The sequence below is a fragment of the Geobacter sulfurreducens PCA genome (assembly GCF_000007985.2).
Classification (GTDB): Bacteria; Desulfobacterota; Desulfuromonadia; order Geobacterales; family Geobacteraceae; genus Geobacter; species Geobacter sulfurreducens.
Genome location: NC_002939.5, coordinates 2,228,048 through 2,246,211, shown reverse-complemented (window position 1 = coordinate 2,246,211; position 18,164 = coordinate 2,228,048). Strand labels below are relative to the sequence as shown.

Below are 18,164 nucleotides of genomic sequence, written 5' to 3'. Positions count from 1 at the left end.
TTTTCCCCATCCATCCGGGGCCCCTTTTCCGACGCTCCCCCTGAAGGAGGATTCATGGGCAACAGGCTGCTCCTCGCCGACGACAGCATCACCATTCAGAAGGTCGTGGGAATCATCTTCGCCAACGAAGATTTTGAGCTGACCGTTGTCGACAACGGCGACGCCGCGCTGGAAAAAGCCCGTGAAAGCAGACCCGATGTGATGCTTATCGACGCCCTCATGCCCGGCTCCAATGGCTATGAGGTGTGCGCCGCCGTCCGGCAAGACCCCGCCCTGAAGAACACGCCTCTCCTGCTCATGACCGGCGCCTTCGAGCCCTTTGACGAGGACCGGGCCCGGCAGTGCGGCGCGGACGACTTTATCTCAAAACCCTTTGAATCCCAGCAGCTTGTCGACAAAGTCAAGGAGCTTCTGGCTCTGGGAGGCTCACGTGCGGTAACGGGCGCAGGCGCTGCACCGGATTTTGCCGCAGAAATTCCTGCCGCCGTCTTCGAGGTGGAGCCGGAGTCGTTCGTTTCTTCCCCCGAGCCGTCAGCCGTCTTCGAGCCGGCCACACCCGAGCCGTTTCCGGTGTTCGAGTCGGAGCCCCTGGCTGAACCCGCTGGAGAGGCTGCGGCGCAGGCAGTGACATTCGAAGCTGAAGGGACCGTTCCCGCCGATGATCTGTGGGGAGCCTTCGAGCTTGAGGAGGAAGTTGCTGGCGAGGTTGAAGTCGGTGAGATGGTGCCCGGAGACGAGGCAATGGGAGAGGTGTTCGATGCCGCGGCCTTTGCTGCAGCGCCTGCCGCCTCTGCCGATTCAGGCACGTTCGGTGTGCCTGTGGAAGAATTCACCTTCACCGAAGAACCCGCGTTCGGTACAGTCGAGGAGACGATAAGCTTCGGCGCGGTGGCCGAACCCGAGTCCTTTGCCTTTGAACCCGAGCCGACGGCCGGTGTTCAGGCTGCCGAGGCCTTTGCAGCGGAACCGGCGGCTGGCTTTGAGTTCGGCGGGACTGCCGTACCGGAGCAGTTTGTCGTGGAACAGCAGTTCGCCCCTGATGAAGAATATGTCTCCGCCGTCCCTCCGGCTGCTTCCACGTCAGTGGCGCCGGTTGTCGAGCCGGTTGCCCCGGGCTCGGGGACCATCACCCTCACCGAAGAACAACTGGCTGCCGCCATTTCCCGTATCTCCCGCGAAGTAATCGAGCGGATCGCTTGGGAAGTGGTGCCCGAACTGGCGGAAACGATCATCAAGGAAGAGATCCGCAAGATCAAGGAAGGACTCTAGGACGTACTTCAGGGCCGGCCCACGGGACCGGTCCACACCGCTGAAACTGAAATGGGGATGCTTCATCCCCATTTTTATTTTGAAAAAAGAAGAGGTTAATCGAATGGCAGAAAAAGAGCTGGCAAAGGTTTACGAGCCCACGGCCGTTGAACGGAAATGGTATGAAACCTGGGAGCAGGAAGGCTATTTCCGGGCAAACCCGGACAGCGGCAAGCCCTCCTACAGCATCGTCATCCCGCCGCCCAACGTCACCGGCGCCCTTCATATGGGGCACGCCCTGAACAATACGCTCCAGGACATCCTCTGCCGCTGGAAGCGGATGAACGGCTACGAGGTTCTCTGGATGCCCGGCACCGACCATGCGGGCATCGCTACCCAGAACGTGGTGGAACGCCAGTTGGCGGGCGAGGGGACGAGCCGTCACGAACTGGGGCGCGAGGCATTCATCGAACGGGTCTGGAAATGGAAGGCCGAGTCCGGCGGCCAGATCATCGGCCAGTTGAAGCGGCTCGGCGCATCCTGCGACTGGGGGCGCGAGCGCTTCACTATGGACGAAGGGCTTTCCCGCGCCGTGCGCGAGGTTTTTGTCCGTCTCTACGAAGAAGGGCTGATCTACCGGGACAACCGTCTCATCAACTGGTGTCCCCGCTGCCACACGGCCCTGTCTGACATCGAGGTGGAGCACGAGGACAAGGCGGGGAATCTCTGGCACATCCGCTATCCCGTGGTTGGCGAGCCCGGCCGCTTCGTGGTGGTGGCCACGACCCGTCCCGAAACCATGCTCGGCGATACCGCCGTGGCGGTTCACCCCGAAGACGAGCGCTATGCCGACCTTGTCGGCAAAAAGGTGCTGCTCCCCCTCGTGAACCGGGAGATCCCGGTAGTGGCCGACGGGTACGTGGACCGGGAGTTTGGTACCGGCGTGGTGAAGATCACCCCTGCCCACGATTTCAACGACTTCGAGGTGGGGCGCCGTCACAACCTGGATCTGCTCAATGTATTCGACGAATCGGCCGTGGTGAACTCGGCCGGGCACCAGTACGAGGGGATGGAGCGTTTCGCTGCCAGAAAGAGGGTGGTGGAAGACCTGGAAGCGCTGGGACTTCTGGAGAAGATCGACGATCACGCCCACGCGGTCGGTGGCTGCTACCGCTGCAAGACGGTGGTGGAGCCGTACCTGTCCCTCCAGTGGTACGTGAAGGTCGGTCCCCTGGCCGAACGGGCTCTTGCCGCGGTGAAGGACGGGCGGACCCGGATCGTTCCCCAGCAGTGGGAGAACACCTATTACGACTGGATGGAGAATATCAAGGACTGGTGCATCTCGCGCCAGATCTGGTGGGGACACCGGATTCCGGCCTGGTATTGCGACCACTGCGGCGAAACCACGGTGGCCAAAATTGATCCGACAGTCTGCGCCGCGTGCGGCAGCGACGAGATCCGTCAGGAAACCGACGTACTCGACACCTGGTTCTCCTCTGCCCTGTGGCCCTTTTCGACCATGGGCTGGCCTGACCGGACGCCGGAACTTGCGGCGTTCTATCCCACCTCATGTCTGGTGACGGGTTTCGACATTCTCTTCTTCTGGGTGGCGCGGATGATGATGATGGGGCTCCACTTTATGAACGAGGTGCCCTTCAGCGACGTGTACATCCATGCCTTGGTGCGCGATGCCCAGGGCCAGAAGATGAGCAAGTCGAAGGGAAATGTCATTGATCCCCTGGTGGTCATTGACCAGTACGGCACCGACGCCTTCCGGTTCACCCTGGCGGCCTTTGCCGCCCAGGGGCGCGACATCAAGCTGGCCGAGGAGCGGATTGCCGGCTACCGGAATTTCGTGAACAAGATCTGGAACGCCTCCCGGTTCGCTCTCATGAACCTGGAGGGATTCGAGCCCGATACGGTGGACCCGGCAACACTCGACCTGTCCAATGCGGATCGCTGGATCCTGCACCGGCTCAACTCTGCCGCCGCCGAAACCGCCGAGGCGCTGGAGGCATACCGCTTCAACGATGCGGCAGGGACCCTCTACCGGTTCACCTGGAGCGAATTCTGCGACTGGTACATTGAGCTGGCAAAGGACGATCTCTACCGGGGCGACGATGCACGCAAGGAGACGGCGCGGTATGTCCTTTGGCTCGTGCTGGAAAACCTCCTGCGGCTGCTGCATCCCTTCATGCCTTTCATTACCGAAGAGATATGGCAAACGCTGCCGGGCGCGCGTCCCGCGCCGAGCATCATGGTGGCCGGCTATCCGCGTTCCGTGCCCGAGCGTGATTTCCCCGACGGTGCGGCAGAGATGGAACTGGTCATGGAGGTGATCCGCGGCATCCGGAACATTCGGGGCGAGATGGATGTGGCTCCGTCACGGGAGATAGCCGCCATCCTTTCCTGCGGTTCCGCCGAGAGCCTGCACCTGCTCAAACGCAACGAGGTCTACGTCATGAGTCTCGCTCGCCTTTCCGATCTGGCCATCGGGCAGCAGCTCGAACGGCCTGCCGACGCAGCGATCCAGGTGGCTGGAGACGTGGAGATCGCGGTTCCTCTCAAAGGCCTCGTCAACGTTGAGGAGGAAGAGAAGCGTCTCCTGAAGGAGATTGGCAAGCTCGACAAGGAGATCGAGATGTTCGGCCGCAAGCTTGAGAACCCCTCCTTTGTGGAGCGGGCGCCGGCGGACGTGGTGGCCAAGGAGCGGGAAAAGCTGGCCGAGGTGACGCAGAAGAAGGATGTTCTCCTGGCAAGCCTCGAAAAAATACGAAAACTGGCCTGAATCTCCGCTATAACGCCGCCGGGTCCGCAGATGACCGGCGGCGTTTTTCATGAGGCGCCTTTTCACCGCATGTGGCAGTTGCCGGCGCGGGTCAAGATGGTGACATGCGTTGTCAATAATTTCGTGGAGGTCGCGGTACCGGTTACCCAATGGCCGTTGCAAACATGTCGATGTCACGGATTATTTGTTTCTTTCTTTGTCGTCTGTCTGTTTTTGGATGGAATTTTGCATTTAATGAATGTTTATGGTTACGGCAGAGTGCACGTAATCCACAGAGCAAAGTCAGGATAATCTTCCGGGACCTATGGCGAATCTCAAGCGATATAATGATGGCCTGTTCAAGCTGGATCTCTGGATCAGGCGACTGCTGACCATTGGTGAGTCGAACGAACTCTACACAGCCCTCTGCGACGGTGTCTGCGACATCGTGGGGGCCGGTACCGCCGTCTTCACCACCATCGATATGCAGGCCGGTACCCTGACCTACATGGCCGCGTCCGGGGGCTGGAATGCCATGGTGAAAGGGCTGGCAGTCCCCATGAAGAGCGGGAATCTGTGCGCATCAGTGGCCGCCTGCGGTACTCCCCTGCGGATCGACCAGATATCCTCCCGCACTGACTCCTGCGAACTCTTGCAGGTGATGGACATGGATGCGGCGGTTCTGGTCCCCGTCCTGGAAGAAGGCAGGGTTACGGCCTGTCTGTCCGCGTTCCGGGTTGGCAATCCGTTCGACCAGATCGACGAGCAGCTTCTTCAGCAGTATGCCCATACCGCATCCATGGTACTGCGCACCGTTCGCCTCATGGTCGATCTGCGGCACCACGCCGCCATGCTCGAAGAGGAAAACGATGAGCGCACCAGGGCCGAGCAGAAGCTGGCCGAAACCAATGTCTTCCTCAATTCCGTGGTTGACGGTGTGGCCGAGCCCATGGTGGTGGTCGGGCTCGATCGCCGTGTCATCATGACGAACCGGGCGGCTCGCGACTTTTTCCAGATATCCGACGTCGGCAGTGACGAGGCCTGCCATCGACTTATTCACCATCGCGATACCCCCTGCGTCAGGGAGGAGGGGATGCAGTGCCCCCTGCTCGATGTACGGACGGCGAAGCGTCCGGTTATTGCCACCCAGGAGCATCGCGACCGGAGCGGGGACAAGCGCGTGGTGGAGGTTATGACGTCTCCGCTGCTCGGCAGCGACGGCGTAGCCATCGGGATCATCGAGGCGTTCCGCGATATCACTGATCGTCGCCAGGCCGAGGAAACCATCCGGCAGATGGCGTACTATGACTCGCTTACCGGACTGCCCAACCGCAGGCTCTTCAACGACCGGCTCCGCCAGTCCCTTGCCCTGGCACAGCGGAACAAGCGCCTTCTGTCAGTGTTGTTTCTCGATCTGGACCGGTTCAAGCTGATCAACGATACCCTCGGGCATGCGGTGGGAGACAAGCTCCTCATGCAGGTGGCCAAGCGCCTCAAGGGGGTCTGTCGCCGCGACGGCGACACCGTGGCCCGGCAGGGGGGCGACGAATTCATCATCAATCTGTCGGTCATTTCCGACGTGAAAGATGCCCTGAAAGTGGCCCAGAAGATTATCGACAGCCTGCGGACCCCCTTCGTCATTGATGGGCACGAGTTGTTCATCACCACGAGCATCGGCATCAGCGTGTTTCCCTACGATGGCCGCACGAGCGACGCCTTGGTGAAGAACGCCGATTTTGCCATGTATCGGGCCAAAGAGCAGGGGCGGAACAACTGCCAGCTCTACACCCCTGAGATGAACAGCAAGGCATTCGAGCGGCTTTCTCTTGAAAACAACCTGCGCAAGGGGCTTGAGCGGGAAGAGCTGGTGCTCTACTATCAGCCCAAGGTCAACGTTGAGGACGGGCAAATCTCGTGCATGGAGGCCCTGGTCCGCTGGCAGCACCCCACCATGGGGCTCGTGCCGCCGGCGCGCTTCATCCCCCTCGCGGAAGAAACGGGGCTCATCGTTCCCCTGGGCGAATGGGTGTTGAGGACCGCGTGCCGCCAGAACCGGGAGTGGCAAAAGGCCGGCTACCCACCAATGCAGGTGGCGGTTAACATTTCTCCCCGCCAGCTCCAACAGGGGAATCTGGTGGATGTGGTGGAGCGGGCACTCTCCGATTCGGGGCTCGCCCCCCGGTGGCTCGTGCTGGAAGTGACGGAGAGCATCATGATGGACGGCACCGAAAGCACCTTGGCCACCTTCCGCGTGCTGGAGCGAATGGGAATCCATATCGCCATTGATGATTTCGGTACTGGATATTCATCCCTGCACTATCTGAAAAAGTTTCCGATCCATGCCCTGAAGATCGACCGTTCGTTCATTCGCGACATCACAACGAACCCTGACGACGAGGCAATTACCAGCGCGGTGATCACCATGGCAAAGGGGCTCAATCTGAAAGTGGTTGCCGAAGGTGTTGAAACCGTGGAGCAACTGGAAGTGCTGCGAGCGCTGCAGTGCACCCACATGCAGGGACACCTCTTCAGCCGCCCCGCGCCGGCGGAGCAGTTCGCGCCGGTCTTCGGCCGGGCCGCGGGCGCCTACCTCGGTTTCGGAACCTGGTGCTGACGGGCGGGCGAAAGCAGGGCGACAAGGGCCGGGCTGGCCGTCTTAACGGTTAATTTATGACGCTACCGATAGTGTTCTATCTTTTTTCCTTTGTCCTCGGGGCAGTGGTCGGCTCATTCCTGAACGTCTGCATTTATAGGCTGCCAACGGGTGAGTCGGTCGTGTTTCCTCCTTCCCGCTGCACCTCCTGCGGGACGCGGATTCGTCCCTGGGACAACATCCCTATTCTGAGCTGGCTCATCCTGCGCGGAGCATGCCGCGCCTGCAGGGCAAAGATCTCGGCTCGCTATCCCCTGGTTGAACTTATCAACGGCTTGCTCTGCCTCGCCCTGTTCCTCAAGTTCGGGCCGACCCTGACCTTTGCGGCCCTCTTCGTATTCTGCTCCGCCCTGGTGGCGATCTCCTTCATTGACCTCGACCATCAGATCATCCCCGATGTCATCAGCCTCCCGGGAATCGTTCTTGGATTTGTCCTGTCGTTCTTTCTGCCCTGGCTCGGCTGGCTCAATTCCCTCATCGGCATCGCGGCGGGGGGAGGGAGCCTCCTGCTGGTTGCCTGGCTCTACGAGCGGCTGACGGGCAAGGAGGGAATGGGCGGAGGTGACATCAAGCTTCTTGCCATGATGGGGGCCTTTCTCGGCTGGCGGGCGGTGCCGTTCATCATCTTTGCCAGCTCTCTGGTGGGCTCGGTCATCGGGCTCACACTCATGATGCTCCAGAAAAAAGATAGCAAGCTTGCCATCCCGTTCGGCCCGTTCCTGGCGCTGGGGGCACTTCTCTACATCTTTTTCGGCAAGGCGATCATTCTCTGGTACCTGAGCATCGGCGCCCGGTAGCGAGGTGCACCCGTGAGGCGTCTGCGCTTCAGTCTCAGCTTCCTGATCCTCTCTTCCCTTACGTTCCTCCTGGTTCTTACCTGGTTTCTCCTGAGCCTGATCTCGTTCAAGACCGCCGAAAGCGACCTCCTTCGCCAGAAAAGCGACAAGGCGCGTATCCTGCTCGCGTCTTTCACCGCGCTGGTTCCCCCGTCGCTGGACGGGATAGGTTCTTCGGCGGCCGGCGTACTTGCCCGCCAGCTGGCGGGAGAACCGGAATTCACGGCCCTGGCCGTTGTGCGGGGTGACGGAGCACCGGTGTTCGCTCTGGGTGCCGGTTCACCCGCTGACGAGCGTCTGGCGGCCTGTCTTCGCGACGGCGCCGAATCGGTCTGGCTCCCTGCGGGGGAGGGCGTCCTCATTCGCTATGCCCCAATCATCCGTGAGGGGGCGACCGTTGGCGCGGCCAGGCTCGTCCTTTCCCTGGCGGGGGAGCGGCAGATGCTCGCCCATTCGCGTCACCTGTTCCTCGCCTACTTCGCCCTCGATTTCCTTCTCCTTCTGGCGGTGGGGTCACTGCTGCTTTCCCGCTTCATCATCATCCCCATGCGCAAGCTTCTGGCCGCAACGGAGCGGATCGGCGCCGGCGACTATCACCATAAGGCCGCGGTTCCGGGGAGCCGTGAGATAGCCGAACTGGCCGATTCATTCAACCAGATGGTGGACGCCCTGCGGGTCAAGGATGAAGAAGCGGTGCGCCACGTGACCTCGCTGGAGCGGGCCAACCGGGAGCTCAAGGAGGCCCGCGAAGAAACCCTCAGATCCGAAAAAATGGCGTCGGTGGGAATGCTGGCCGCTGGGACGGCCCACGAGATCGGCACCCCGCTGGCAGCCATCATGGGGTACGTATCACTCTTGCGGGATGATGAATCCCTTGATCCGGAAAGGGCCGACTATCTCCGTCGAATTCAGCATGAGACCGAACGGATCGACCGGATCGTTCACGACCTGCTCGATTATGCCCGCCCCGTGCCCCTTGCCGCCGAAGAGGTTGACGTGGTCGCCCTGGTGGCTGAAACTGTGGAGATGGTAAGCCGGCAGGGAGCCCTCAAACGGGTTCAGGTGCACATCGGGGCTGGCGAGGGGAGTGCTGTGGCCGTGACCGATCCGCATCAGCTCCAACAGGTTTTGATCAACCTGCTGATCAATGCCCGTGACGCCATGCCCGACGGTGGCCGCCTGGATGTCGCCGTATCGACCGGAGCGTTCATGCCGCCGGCAGGGCTTCCAGACAGCGGTCGCTGGTCTGTTATGGCCGGCCGGCGCAAGGATGACTTCGGCGGTGTGTTCCGCACACCGTTTGCCGGGGACGGGAGCGAGGTGCCGTGTATCCGGATTGCCGTGACCGACACCGGGTCGGGAATCGCGCCCGAGCACCTGGAGAGGATCTTCGACCCCTTTTTTACCACCAAGGAGCCGGGCAGGGGGACCGGACTGGGGCTATCCATCTCGGCCAGGATAGTTGATTCTCTTGGCGGGAGAATGACGGTCGAAAGTGCGGTGGGCGAAGGATCGCGGTTCGAGATATGGCTTCCAGTCTCGAAATGAAATGAAATACAATGGGTTATGGGCGAGGGGTATGAGATGAAAAAGCGGATACTGGTCGTCGACGACGAAGAAAACATGAGGCACATGCTGTGCGCCATGCTCCGCAAGCAGGGCTACGAGGCGGTGGAGGCCGCCGATGGCGAAGCGGCCCTGGCCCAGGCATCCGCTGCTGCCTACGACTTTATCCTCTGTGACATCCGGATGCCGATCATGGATGGTGTCGGGTTTCTGCGGACCTTTCAGAAGGCCGAACTCCCCGGCACCGTTATCATGATGTCCGCCTATGGTACCGTGGATGCCGCCATCGCCTGCATGAAGGAAGGGGCCTACGATTACGTTTCGAAACCGTTTAAAAACGACGAGATCCTGCTGGTCCTCAGGAAGGCGGAGGAGCGCGAGCGACTTAAAAATGAAAACCGCCGGTTGCGGGAAGTGGTGGGGCGAGAGTATGCGTTCGGCAGCATTGTAAGCCGTAACCCGCGCATGCGCGAGATCTTCAACCTTATCCGCAAGGTGTGCGACGTGCGGACCACCGTTCTCATCCTCGGCGAGTCGGGAACCGGCAAGGAGCTGGTGGCGCGGGCCATCCACCATAACGGCAGCCGCAGTGACGGACCCTTTGTGGCGGTCAACTGCGGCGCAATTCCCGAAAGCCTTCTGGAGTCGGAACTGTTCGGTCACGTTCGCGGCGCCTTTACCGATGCCTCGTCGGACCGCGCCGGGCTTTTCGAGGAGGCCAACGGCGGGACGCTTTTTCTCGACGAGATCGGTGAAATGCCCCCGGCGCTCCAGGTGAAGCTTTTGCGCGTACTGCAGGAGGGTGAGGTCCGGCGAGTGGGCGGATCCAAAGCCCAGCGCGTCGATGTCCGGATCATTTCCGCCACCTCTCGGGATCTGGCCCGGGATGCCGCGGAGGGGCGTTTTCGCGAGGACCTTTTTTTCCGCCTCAATGTGTTCGCCATTACCCTGCCTCCCCTGAGGGAGCGGTTGGAAGACATCCCTCTACTCGTGAACCACTTCCTGCACAAGTACGGTGAGTCTTTCGGCCGGTCCGGAATGGTCGTGTCGCCGGAGGCCATGAAGCTGCTTGCTGCCTATGGCTGGCCCGGCAATGTGCGAGAACTTGAAAACTGCATTGAGCGCGCGTTCATTCTCAGCGACGGAGAAATCCTCGATGCCGGAAGCCTGCCCGATGTTGTGCGGGGAGACTCGGCCGCATCGGCGGCGGGGTTCCACCTGCCCGAGGATACCCTTTCCATCAAGCGGGCCGAAGAGTGCCTTGAGCGGGAATTCATCCGCAGAGCCCTGGCCAAAACCGGCGGGAACAGGACCCATGCCGCGCGTTTGCTGGAAATCAGCCATCGGGCGTTGCTCTACAAGCTCAAGGAATTCGGCATCGATTAAAGTAAAATTATTTAATAAAATATTGTAAATGCAAAAGGGCTGTGCAATTATTGCGGAGCCCTTTTATCGTCACAGGGAGGTGACCGGGATGAGCGGGATGATGACCTGCACCATTCTGTCCCCAGGGAGGGGGGGCAGGGGGACGGGAGGTTTTACGCTGCTCGAACTGCTCGTGGTGGTGGCAATCATCTGTGTCCTGAGCGTCATTGCCGTGCCTGCGTTCAGCAGTCTGTACGCCGACTACTGCCTCAAGGCCGCGGTCTGGGAACTCAAGGATCTGTTCAAGGATGCCAAACTGCTGAGCATCCAGGACAAGGAGTGCGCCATTGCGTTTGATTCCGCCAACGGGCGGGCGGCTCTGTATTCCGGTAAAGGGGCTGATGGTAAGTGGGAAACCGGGGATGAGCAGTTTGTCAGGGAGCTCAGCCTCTCCAGCAAAGGAGGCGGCCTCAGCTTCGGTTATGGAGACCGGGGGCCTGTCCCAAAGCTTGCCGAAACAGATGACGGCATTGCATTCAAGGACAACAGGTTCGCCAGCGATGAGGGTCTTGTCGGTAAAGCCGGCAGTATCTATATCCAGTCCGCCACGTCCGGCAGCGCTATGGCGATGGTCTTCAATGCGTCGGATTTCTCCTGCACCCTGCACCGGTGGGACGGAACACGCTGGGTAAAGAAGTGACATAAATCGTGTGTCGGGAACATGAAAGCTATGCAAATGTTGCATAGCTTTTCTTTTTTCTTGCGAATGGATCAGGGGAAACAGATTGAATTCACATTGTTTCTTTACTGATATTGCTGAGAGATTATGGCGTGAAAATTGCTAAAACACTGCAGACAGTCCGTTAAGCATCGGCGGAGGAACTATTATGAAGCTCTGGTTGACACTTTGCGCGGTCGTGCTGCTCTTCTGGACATCCGAAACCACGGCGCTCACCCATCATACGTACATGAACGGGACGGTTTTGGGCATTTCCGGCGACACGATCAAAATCGATGATAAGGTTTTCACCATTGCACCGAAGGCAAAAATCGTTGTCCAGGATAAGCGCAATGGCGCCTATTTCGAAGAGCGGGCCAGCCGCAGCTACATCAGCGTCGGCAATTCCGTCACCGTGCGTGCCATGGGCAACCTGGTAAATGAGATCATCATCGAGAGGTGGAAAAGATGAGACAGTCGTCTGTGCTCGGTTGCGCGAGGCCGGCCGGCCTGGCTGCGCTGTTGACTCTTCTGTTGGCTGCGGGAGGCGATGGCGCTGCAGCCGCAACCATGAACGATTACTGCATTCAGCCCCCCTTTGTGAGCCAAAGCGTTCCCCCTCTCGTCATGTTCGAGGTGGGCAGGGAGCACAAGCTCTATTACGAGGCCTACAACGACGCCAATGACCTGGATGACGACGGGCGCCTCGACACCACCTACAAGCATTCCATCGATTACTACGGCTATTTCGATCCCTACAAGTGCTACACCCACTCGGGCGGGTCAGGCTCCAACGACAAGTACACCCCCGTCTCCACGACGGCCGACAAGTTCTGCTCCTCGGGCCAGTGGAGCGGCAACATCCTCAACTGGCTGACCATGTCCCGGATGGATGTGCTCAAAAAAGTGCTGTTCGGCGGCCAGCGCTCGGCTGACAGCAATACCGCCACCTATCTCGAGCGTGTCTACGTTCCCCAGGATGCCCACAGCTGGGGCAAGGAAGTCACTGGCAGGCTCTGCTCAAACGGCACCAACTATACGGATATGTGCCAGTTCGATTCTGACTGCGATACGGGCTATACCTGCGTTGACAAGTCGGTCAACCTGATCGGTATCACCGCCTCAGATACCGGTACGGCCTGTTCCTTTACGTCCAGCATCAAATGGGATACAACCGGTAAAATCCTCGTTGCCAAATATACCCACTCCAACTTCTCGTGCGGGAGTGATTCCACCGATCTCATCAGTTCATATGAGCCAGCCAACCTGGTTGCCGGCTTCCCGGTCTATGTCGCCACCTTTGGTGATGCCATTCTCAACCCCGCTGCGGATCATGGCGATCAGTTCAATTATCTGGCACTGGCGGAATTCAGTGTTTCCAAGTCGGACAAGGGGAACTGGATGTTTGCCATTGATGGCGACGATGGCGTCGAACTCGAAATCATCAACCCTGCCGGCGACGCCAGCACCATAGTGGCATCCCGTTACGGCTGCAATTCGGCCTGCAACTGTCAGACGAACTCAGGCACCATCAATCTCAACACTACCGGTTATTGGCGGCTTATCGCCCGCCACTCCGAGAAGTCTGGCCAGGACGGCGTCAAGGTGTGGTACAAGAAGCCCAGTAAAACCCAATCGAGCGATCCGTGGGTGCTTTTCGGCAGCTCAACCCTCACGCTGCGGGCTCCGACCATTCCCGCCGGGGCCGAGTGCACGCTCAAGGACCGCTCCTTCATTGAGACCGGCAAACCAAAAGTCGGGACTACTCCGAAGCAGCATCTTTTCTGCAGCACGACTCTCTCCGACGGTGGTACCCCGATCCTGCGCTTCCTTGGGAATAAGGAGAACCGGATCTGGGAGTGGGTTTCCAAGGAACGCCCCGTTTGCGATTCGTCCCTCGGTGCCCCCACCGACTACACGGTCCAGGTGGAAGTCTGCAAGTCCGTCTCGCCCGACAATCGGCCGACCGGCAAGAAGGATGACCTGGCAAGCGGCCGGGAGACGAACTGCAAGGACTACGCGGGCACCTTCAAGCCGGTGGGGCTTCTGCAGAAGTTCGGCGAGGGGGAGGGGGCCAAGGTCTGTTCCCGTACACTGGCCAAAAGCTGTACCAGCGACAGTGACTGCGGCGCGGGCGAGGGACTTTGCATCTATAAGTCCCCCATGTATTTCGGCATGTTCACCGACTCCTATACCAAGAACCTGAGCGGCGGCGTCCTGCGCAAGAACATCGGCAGCATCCTGGACGAGACCAACGCCAACAACGGCATCTTCCAGACCTCAGAGAATGTCCAGGGCAACATCATGATCACCCTGGACCGGCTCAAGACCATCGGCTTCCGGTACACGGACCAGTCCTACCAGGACGCAAGCGGTGGTTCCTGCGGCTGGATCACCGACCGGCCCCTGAACGAGGGGGAATGCCGCATGTGGGGCAACCCCATTGCCGAAATGATGTACGAGAGCCTCCGCTACTTTGCCGGCAAAGGGGCGCCTACAACCGAGTTCACCTATACGACGCCTGCGGATTCGGGGCTTTCGCTGTCCAAGCCCAGTTGGGGGTACAGCAAGGGGAGCACAACGTATCAGCTTTATGACATCTATCCCCCGTGCGCCAAGCCGTTCATGCTGATTCTGAGCGACATCAACCCCAGTTACGACTCGGATCAGATTCCCGGCAGCTCCTTCAAAAAGACTGACGGTACATACTTCAGCGAAGATGCCGCATCGCCCCAACTCGGCCTCGGCGTTGCGGGCGCCGATGGCGTGTCGCTGCTCAACAAGCTGGCCGACACCATCGGCACCTCCGAGGGAATCATCGGCGATAGCTGGTTTGTCGGCGAAAACGGATCAACCACGGATTTTGTCTGCAGCTCCAAAAGCGTTACCAAGCTGAGCCTGTTACGCGGCATGTGCCCCGAGGAGCCCACCAAGCGGGGATCGTTCTACTCGGCAGCCCTGGCTTATTACGGCCTGACCTTGATGAAGGAGAAGACCGGCAAGCCGGACGTTTCAACTTTTGTCGTTGCCCTGTCATCCCCGGTGGCCGATCTCAAGATCAAAGCCGGCAACAGTCACGTGTCGATCCTGCCGGTTGGTAAATCGGTCAGCGGAAGCCACGGTATCAATGCCTCGTGCGCCCAGAAGTGCACCCTCACGGCGGACGAAGACGGCCTGCACATTTCCAATTGCTCGTCAACGGCGTACTGCCCCTCCAACCAGATTGTGGATTTCTATATCGACTCTCTCAAGTATGACAACGACAAAAACGTCATCTACGCCAAGTACCGTATCAACTACGAAGACGTGGAGCAGGGCGCGGACCACGATATGGACGCCATCGTCACCTATGAGGTCTGTACCCAATCCGCCATCGACCAAGGGCTTGGCGCCTGCAGCGGCTCACTGGGCTCCAACATCCAGATCAAGCTCAACTCCGACTATGCGGCCGGCAGCATCGACCAAGTGATGGGCTTCGTCATCTCCGGCACCACTGAAGACGGCGTCTATCTCCCCGTTCGTGATCGCGACGTATCGTCTGCGGACAGCGACACCCCCGCCACCGTTGCGGGTCTTCCCCTCAACTGGTCGAAGACGTTCACCATTTCGGGCAACCCGACCGGCACGCTCAAGAGTCCTCTCTGGTATGCCGCCAAATGGGGCGGGTTCATCGATGCCAATAACAACAAGAAGCCCGATCTCGCCAGTGAATGGGACAAGGACGGCGACGGCGAACCCGACAACTATTTCCTGGTGGTAAACCCCCTGAAACTGGAGCAGCAGCTCCAGAAGGCCCTCACTGATATTCTTAACCGCGTTTCATCCGGTACGGCCGCCTCCATCCTGAGCAACAACGACAACAACGGCGCCACGCTGCTCCAGGCCATATTCTACCCCCGCAAGAACTTTGCGGAGACGGAATTGGCCTGGACCGGCGAACTCCAGGCGTTCTGGTACTACATCGATCCGTTCCTCAACACCAATAGCATTCGCGAGGACACCGACCAGGACCTCAGGCTGAAGCTCAAGACCGACTATGTCCTCGATTTCCGGTTCGATACCAATGACAACAAGACCAAGATCGACCGCAGCCTTGACGTCGACGGCAACGGCAGCGGCGACAGTTATGTGAACACCATCGAACCCGAGCAGGTAAATGCCCTCTGGAAAGCCGGCAGCCTGCTCTGGTCACGCAATCTCTCCACGTCTCCCAGAACCATTTACACCAGCTACCGGGATGCCGCCAGCAAGGACCAGCTCACGGTATTCACCACCGCCGGGAAGGATCTGTTCAAGGCAAATCTCCAGGCCGCAGACGCCACTGAAGAGGATAAGATCATCAACTACATCCGTGGCACCGAGCAGAGCGGCTACCGCAACCGGACCGTCACCATCGGCGGTTCCACCGGGGTCTGGCGCCTCGGCGACATCATATCCTCCACTCCGCGCCTGCAGTCCAATGCCCGGCTCAACGGCTATCACCTGCCCCCGCCGGTTGGTTACAAAGATTCAAGCTATCAGCGCTACTTGGATTCCAATGAGTACAAGACCCGTGGCATGGGCTATGTGGGGGCAAATGACGGCATGCTTCACGCCTTCAACCTGGGCGTTCTGAAGGCCGGCACCACGAAAGACGTAACCTCGTTCATCACCGGCAGTGACTTCGGCAAGGAGATGTGGACCTATATCCCGCGCAATGCATTACCGTACCTGAAATACCTCGCAGATCCCGAGTACGATCACCTCTACTACGTGGATGCCTCCCCGAGCCTTAATGATGTATCGATCGAGGTGACCGAGGGGACTGGCTGCACTGACGCAGCATACTGGCTCTGCACAAAGCAAACGGTCTACCAGGCCGGCACTGATAGTACCACCAAAGAACTGGATCTGGACAAAACGAGTTGGCGCACGGTTTTGCTCGGGGCCATGGGCTTGGGAGGAGCTTCGCGCAACACCACCGATGCCTGTTCCGCCAGCACCGACTGCGTGAAGACCCCCATCGCCAATGTGGGCTACTCATCCTACTTCGCCCTGGACGTGACCACGCCTACCTCGCCATCCCTCATGTGGGAATTCGCGTCTGCCGACCTCGGTTACTCCACCGTGGGGCCGGCCATCGTGCGGATCGGAGGGGAAACTAACGGCCGCTGGTTCGCGGTGCTGGCCTCCGGTCCCACCGGTCCCATCAATACCCAGACCCATCAGTTCCTGGGGCGATCCACCCAGACCCTGAAGCTGTTCATTCTCGACCTCAAGACCGGTGCACTCCTCCGGACCATCGATACCGGCATCCAGAATGCCTTTGCCGGTTCCCTTTCCGGCGGGACACTGGATACCGACCGGAGTGCAGGTACAACAGGAAAATATAACGACGATGCCGTCTATCTCGGTTACGTCCGCAAGGATACCACGACCGGAACCTGGACCAAGGGAGGCGTCCTGAGGCTCTTCACCAAGGAAAATATCGATCCGGCCCAGTGGTGGTGGGCAACTCTGGTCGATGATATCGGCCCCGTGACGAGTGCCGTGGCCCAGTTGCAGGATACCACTCACAAGAATCACTGGCTCTTCTTCGGCTCCGGCCGCTACTACTACAAGGCCGGCAGCGATCTGGACGACGCTGCGGGCCGACGGGCACTGTACGGCATCAAGGACCCCTGCTATGACCTGAACAACAAGATGAAGACAACCTGCAACACACCGACCGTTTTGGCGACCGACCTGGTGAACCAGACCGACAGCATTCAGGGCATGGGCACTGCCCCAGGCTGGTACGTCCTGCTCGATGAGGCGAGTGGCAGCGCCGGAGCCGAAAGGGTCATCACCGACCCCGTGGCGGCCCCCAACGGCGCCATCTTCTTCACCTCGTTCAAGCCGGCGGCCGATGTCTGCAAATTCGGCGGCGACCTGGCCCTCTGGGGGGTCAACTACAGCACCGGCGGTTACCTGGCTCCATCACAGCTCATCGGTGAGGCGATCATCCAGTCATCCACGGGAAGCTTTGAACAGATCGATCTCGGCAGCTCGTTCACCCAGAGGCTGAACCGGAAGACGGCCGAGCGGCAAGGGGTGCCGCCGCGCAACAAGCCGACCATCGTCACCAATGCCAACATCAAGCCTCAGAAGCGTATCATCCACATCAGGGAGAAGTGATATGAGACAGGGCGGCTTCTCTCTGGTTGAACTGGTTGTCATCATCGGGATCATCGGGATACTTATCGCCATCGGTACCCTCGATTACGGTAATTGGTCGCGGAAATACAATGCGGAAGCCCAGATGAAGACAATGTACGCAGACTTCGCCTCTGCCAAGCTGGATGCGCTCCACAGCAAGCGCCAGTACCAAATAACCCTTGGGTCCAGCCAGTATGTAATCAGAAACTACTCAAGCGCCTTCGACGCTACGGGGACGGTAACCCAGACAAAAACACTCAAAACCCCCGTGACCTGGAGCCATGACAACATCATAACTTTTGATACGCGCGGGTTTACGCCGCTGTCATCCGCCCGGACCGTCTGCCTTGCCTCCAGCGGCGCAACGATCGTGGACTGTGTCATCGTCAGTCAGACCCGAATCGATTTGGGACAAAAGATCAACCCAGGAGGAGAGTGCGCCAGTGCGAACTGCCGGCCCCGGTGATAAAGGATTTACCCTGATAGAGGTTCTCGTCGCGACGGTCATCATCCTGGTGGGCCTGCTGGGGCTGCTCCAGGCGGTGAACGTCTCCATGGAGCACAATCTGCGCAATTCGTTGCGGGACGAAGCGGTGCGGGTTGGGGAGTCAACCGTATATGGCATGCGGCGGCTGACGTTTGATAATCTTACCGGTGAAACGACCTTGAAGGTCAATCGTAACCTGAGAGCATTCACAAAGGAGTATACGGTGAAGAGAAGCCTCTCCGATCTTGGAGGACGCAGCACAGAGCTCGTCGTGACGGTAGAATGGGATTATCGGGGGACCACGTACCAGCACCGCGTCTCGACGATAATCAGCAATCCACAGTAGG

At 59.5% G+C, this 18,164-nt stretch carries 11 protein-coding genes; all 11 read left to right on the top strand.

Annotation, left to right across the window (positions count from 1 at the left end):
• Positions 1–54 precede the first annotated feature (54 nt).
• Positions 55–1,269: a response regulator gene (locus GS_RS10280; RefSeq protein WP_010942689.1), complete on the top strand. Its 1,215-nt coding sequence runs from the start codon at positions 55–57 to the stop codon at positions 1,267–1,269.
• A 103-nt stretch (positions 1,270–1,372) separates the two neighbouring features.
• The gene (locus GS_RS10275) at positions 1,373–4,036 is read left to right on the top strand and encodes a valine--tRNA ligase (protein WP_010942688.1); all 2,664 of its coding nucleotides are present in this window, start codon (positions 1,373–1,375) and stop codon (positions 4,034–4,036) included.
• Between the two features lie 304 nt (positions 4,037–4,340).
• The gene (locus GS_RS10270) at positions 4,341–6,629 is read left to right on the top strand and encodes a putative bifunctional diguanylate cyclase/phosphodiesterase (RefSeq protein WP_010942687.1); all 2,289 of its coding nucleotides are present in this window, start codon (positions 4,341–4,343) and stop codon (positions 6,627–6,629) included.
• A gap of 56 nt (positions 6,630–6,685) precedes the next feature.
• A complete protein-coding gene (locus GS_RS10265; protein WP_010942686.1) occupies positions 6,686–7,465 on the top strand; it encodes a prepilin peptidase in 780 nt (259 codons plus the stop codon).
• A gap of 12 nt (positions 7,466–7,477) precedes the next feature.
• Positions 7,478–9,052, top strand: coding sequence for a sensor histidine kinase (locus tag GS_RS10260; protein WP_010942685.1), 1,575 nt, complete (start codon positions 7,478–7,480; stop codon positions 9,050–9,052).
• 36 nt (positions 9,053–9,088) lie between these two features.
• The gene (locus tag GS_RS10255) at positions 9,089–10,456 is read left to right on the top strand and encodes a sigma-54-dependent transcriptional regulator (RefSeq protein WP_010942684.1); all 1,368 of its coding nucleotides are present in this window, start codon (positions 9,089–9,091) and stop codon (positions 10,454–10,456) included.
• Between the two features lie 88 nt (positions 10,457–10,544).
• On the top strand, positions 10,545–11,135 hold the full coding sequence (locus GS_RS10250; protein WP_235044868.1) for a prepilin-type N-terminal cleavage/methylation domain-containing protein: 591 nt from the start codon (positions 10,545–10,547) through the stop codon (positions 11,133–11,135).
• 187 nt (positions 11,136–11,322) lie between these two features.
• Positions 11,323–11,625 carry a pilus assembly protein PilL gene (locus GS_RS10245; protein WP_010942682.1) on the top strand — a complete coding sequence of 101 codons (303 nt, stop codon included), beginning with the start codon at positions 11,323–11,325 and terminating at the stop codon, positions 11,623–11,625.
• On the top strand, positions 11,622–17,309 hold the full coding sequence (locus GS_RS10240) for a pilus assembly protein (RefSeq protein WP_010942681.1): 5,688 nt from the start codon (positions 11,622–11,624) through the stop codon (positions 17,307–17,309). Before GS_RS10245 ends, GS_RS10240 begins: the two co-directional genes overlap by 4 nt.
• A gap of 1 nt (position 17,310) precedes the next feature.
• Positions 17,311–17,796 carry a prepilin-type N-terminal cleavage/methylation domain-containing protein gene (locus GS_RS10235; RefSeq protein ID WP_010942680.1) on the top strand — a complete coding sequence of 162 codons (486 nt, stop codon included), beginning with the start codon at positions 17,311–17,313 and terminating at the stop codon, positions 17,794–17,796.
• Positions 17,774–18,163, top strand: a complete 390-nt coding sequence (locus GS_RS10230) for a prepilin-type N-terminal cleavage/methylation domain-containing protein (RefSeq protein ID WP_010942679.1) — start codon at positions 17,774–17,776, stop codon at positions 18,161–18,163. The genes GS_RS10235 and GS_RS10230 overlap by 23 nt, the downstream gene beginning before the upstream one ends.
• Position 18,164 lies beyond the last annotated feature (1 nt).

Bases quoted from the DNA above. Each gene is read 5' to 3' on its own strand.
- GS_RS10280 (WP_010942689.1), top strand. From the start codon at position 55: ATGGGCAACAGGCTGCTCCTCGCCGACGACAGCATCACCATTCAGAAG.
- GS_RS10275 (WP_010942688.1), top strand. From the start codon at position 1,373: ATGGCAGAAAAAGAGCTGGCAAAGGTTTACGAGCCCACGGCCGTTGAA.
- GS_RS10270 (WP_010942687.1), top strand. From the start codon at position 4,341: ATGGCGAATCTCAAGCGATATAATGATGGCCTGTTCAAGCTGGATCTC.
- GS_RS10265 (WP_010942686.1), top strand. From the start codon at position 6,686: ATGACGCTACCGATAGTGTTCTATCTTTTTTCCTTTGTCCTCGGGGCA.
- GS_RS10255 (WP_010942684.1), top strand. From the start codon at position 9,089: ATGAAAAAGCGGATACTGGTCGTCGACGACGAAGAAAACATGAGGCAC.
- GS_RS10250 (WP_235044868.1), top strand. From the start codon at position 10,545: ATGAGCGGGATGATGACCTGCACCATTCTGTCCCCAGGGAGGGGGGGC.
- GS_RS10245 (WP_010942682.1), top strand. From the start codon at position 11,323: ATGAAGCTCTGGTTGACACTTTGCGCGGTCGTGCTGCTCTTCTGGACA.
- GS_RS10240 (WP_010942681.1), top strand. From the start codon at position 11,622: ATGAGACAGTCGTCTGTGCTCGGTTGCGCGAGGCCGGCCGGCCTGGCT.
- GS_RS10235 (WP_010942680.1), top strand. From the start codon at position 17,311: ATGAGACAGGGCGGCTTCTCTCTGGTTGAACTGGTTGTCATCATCGGG.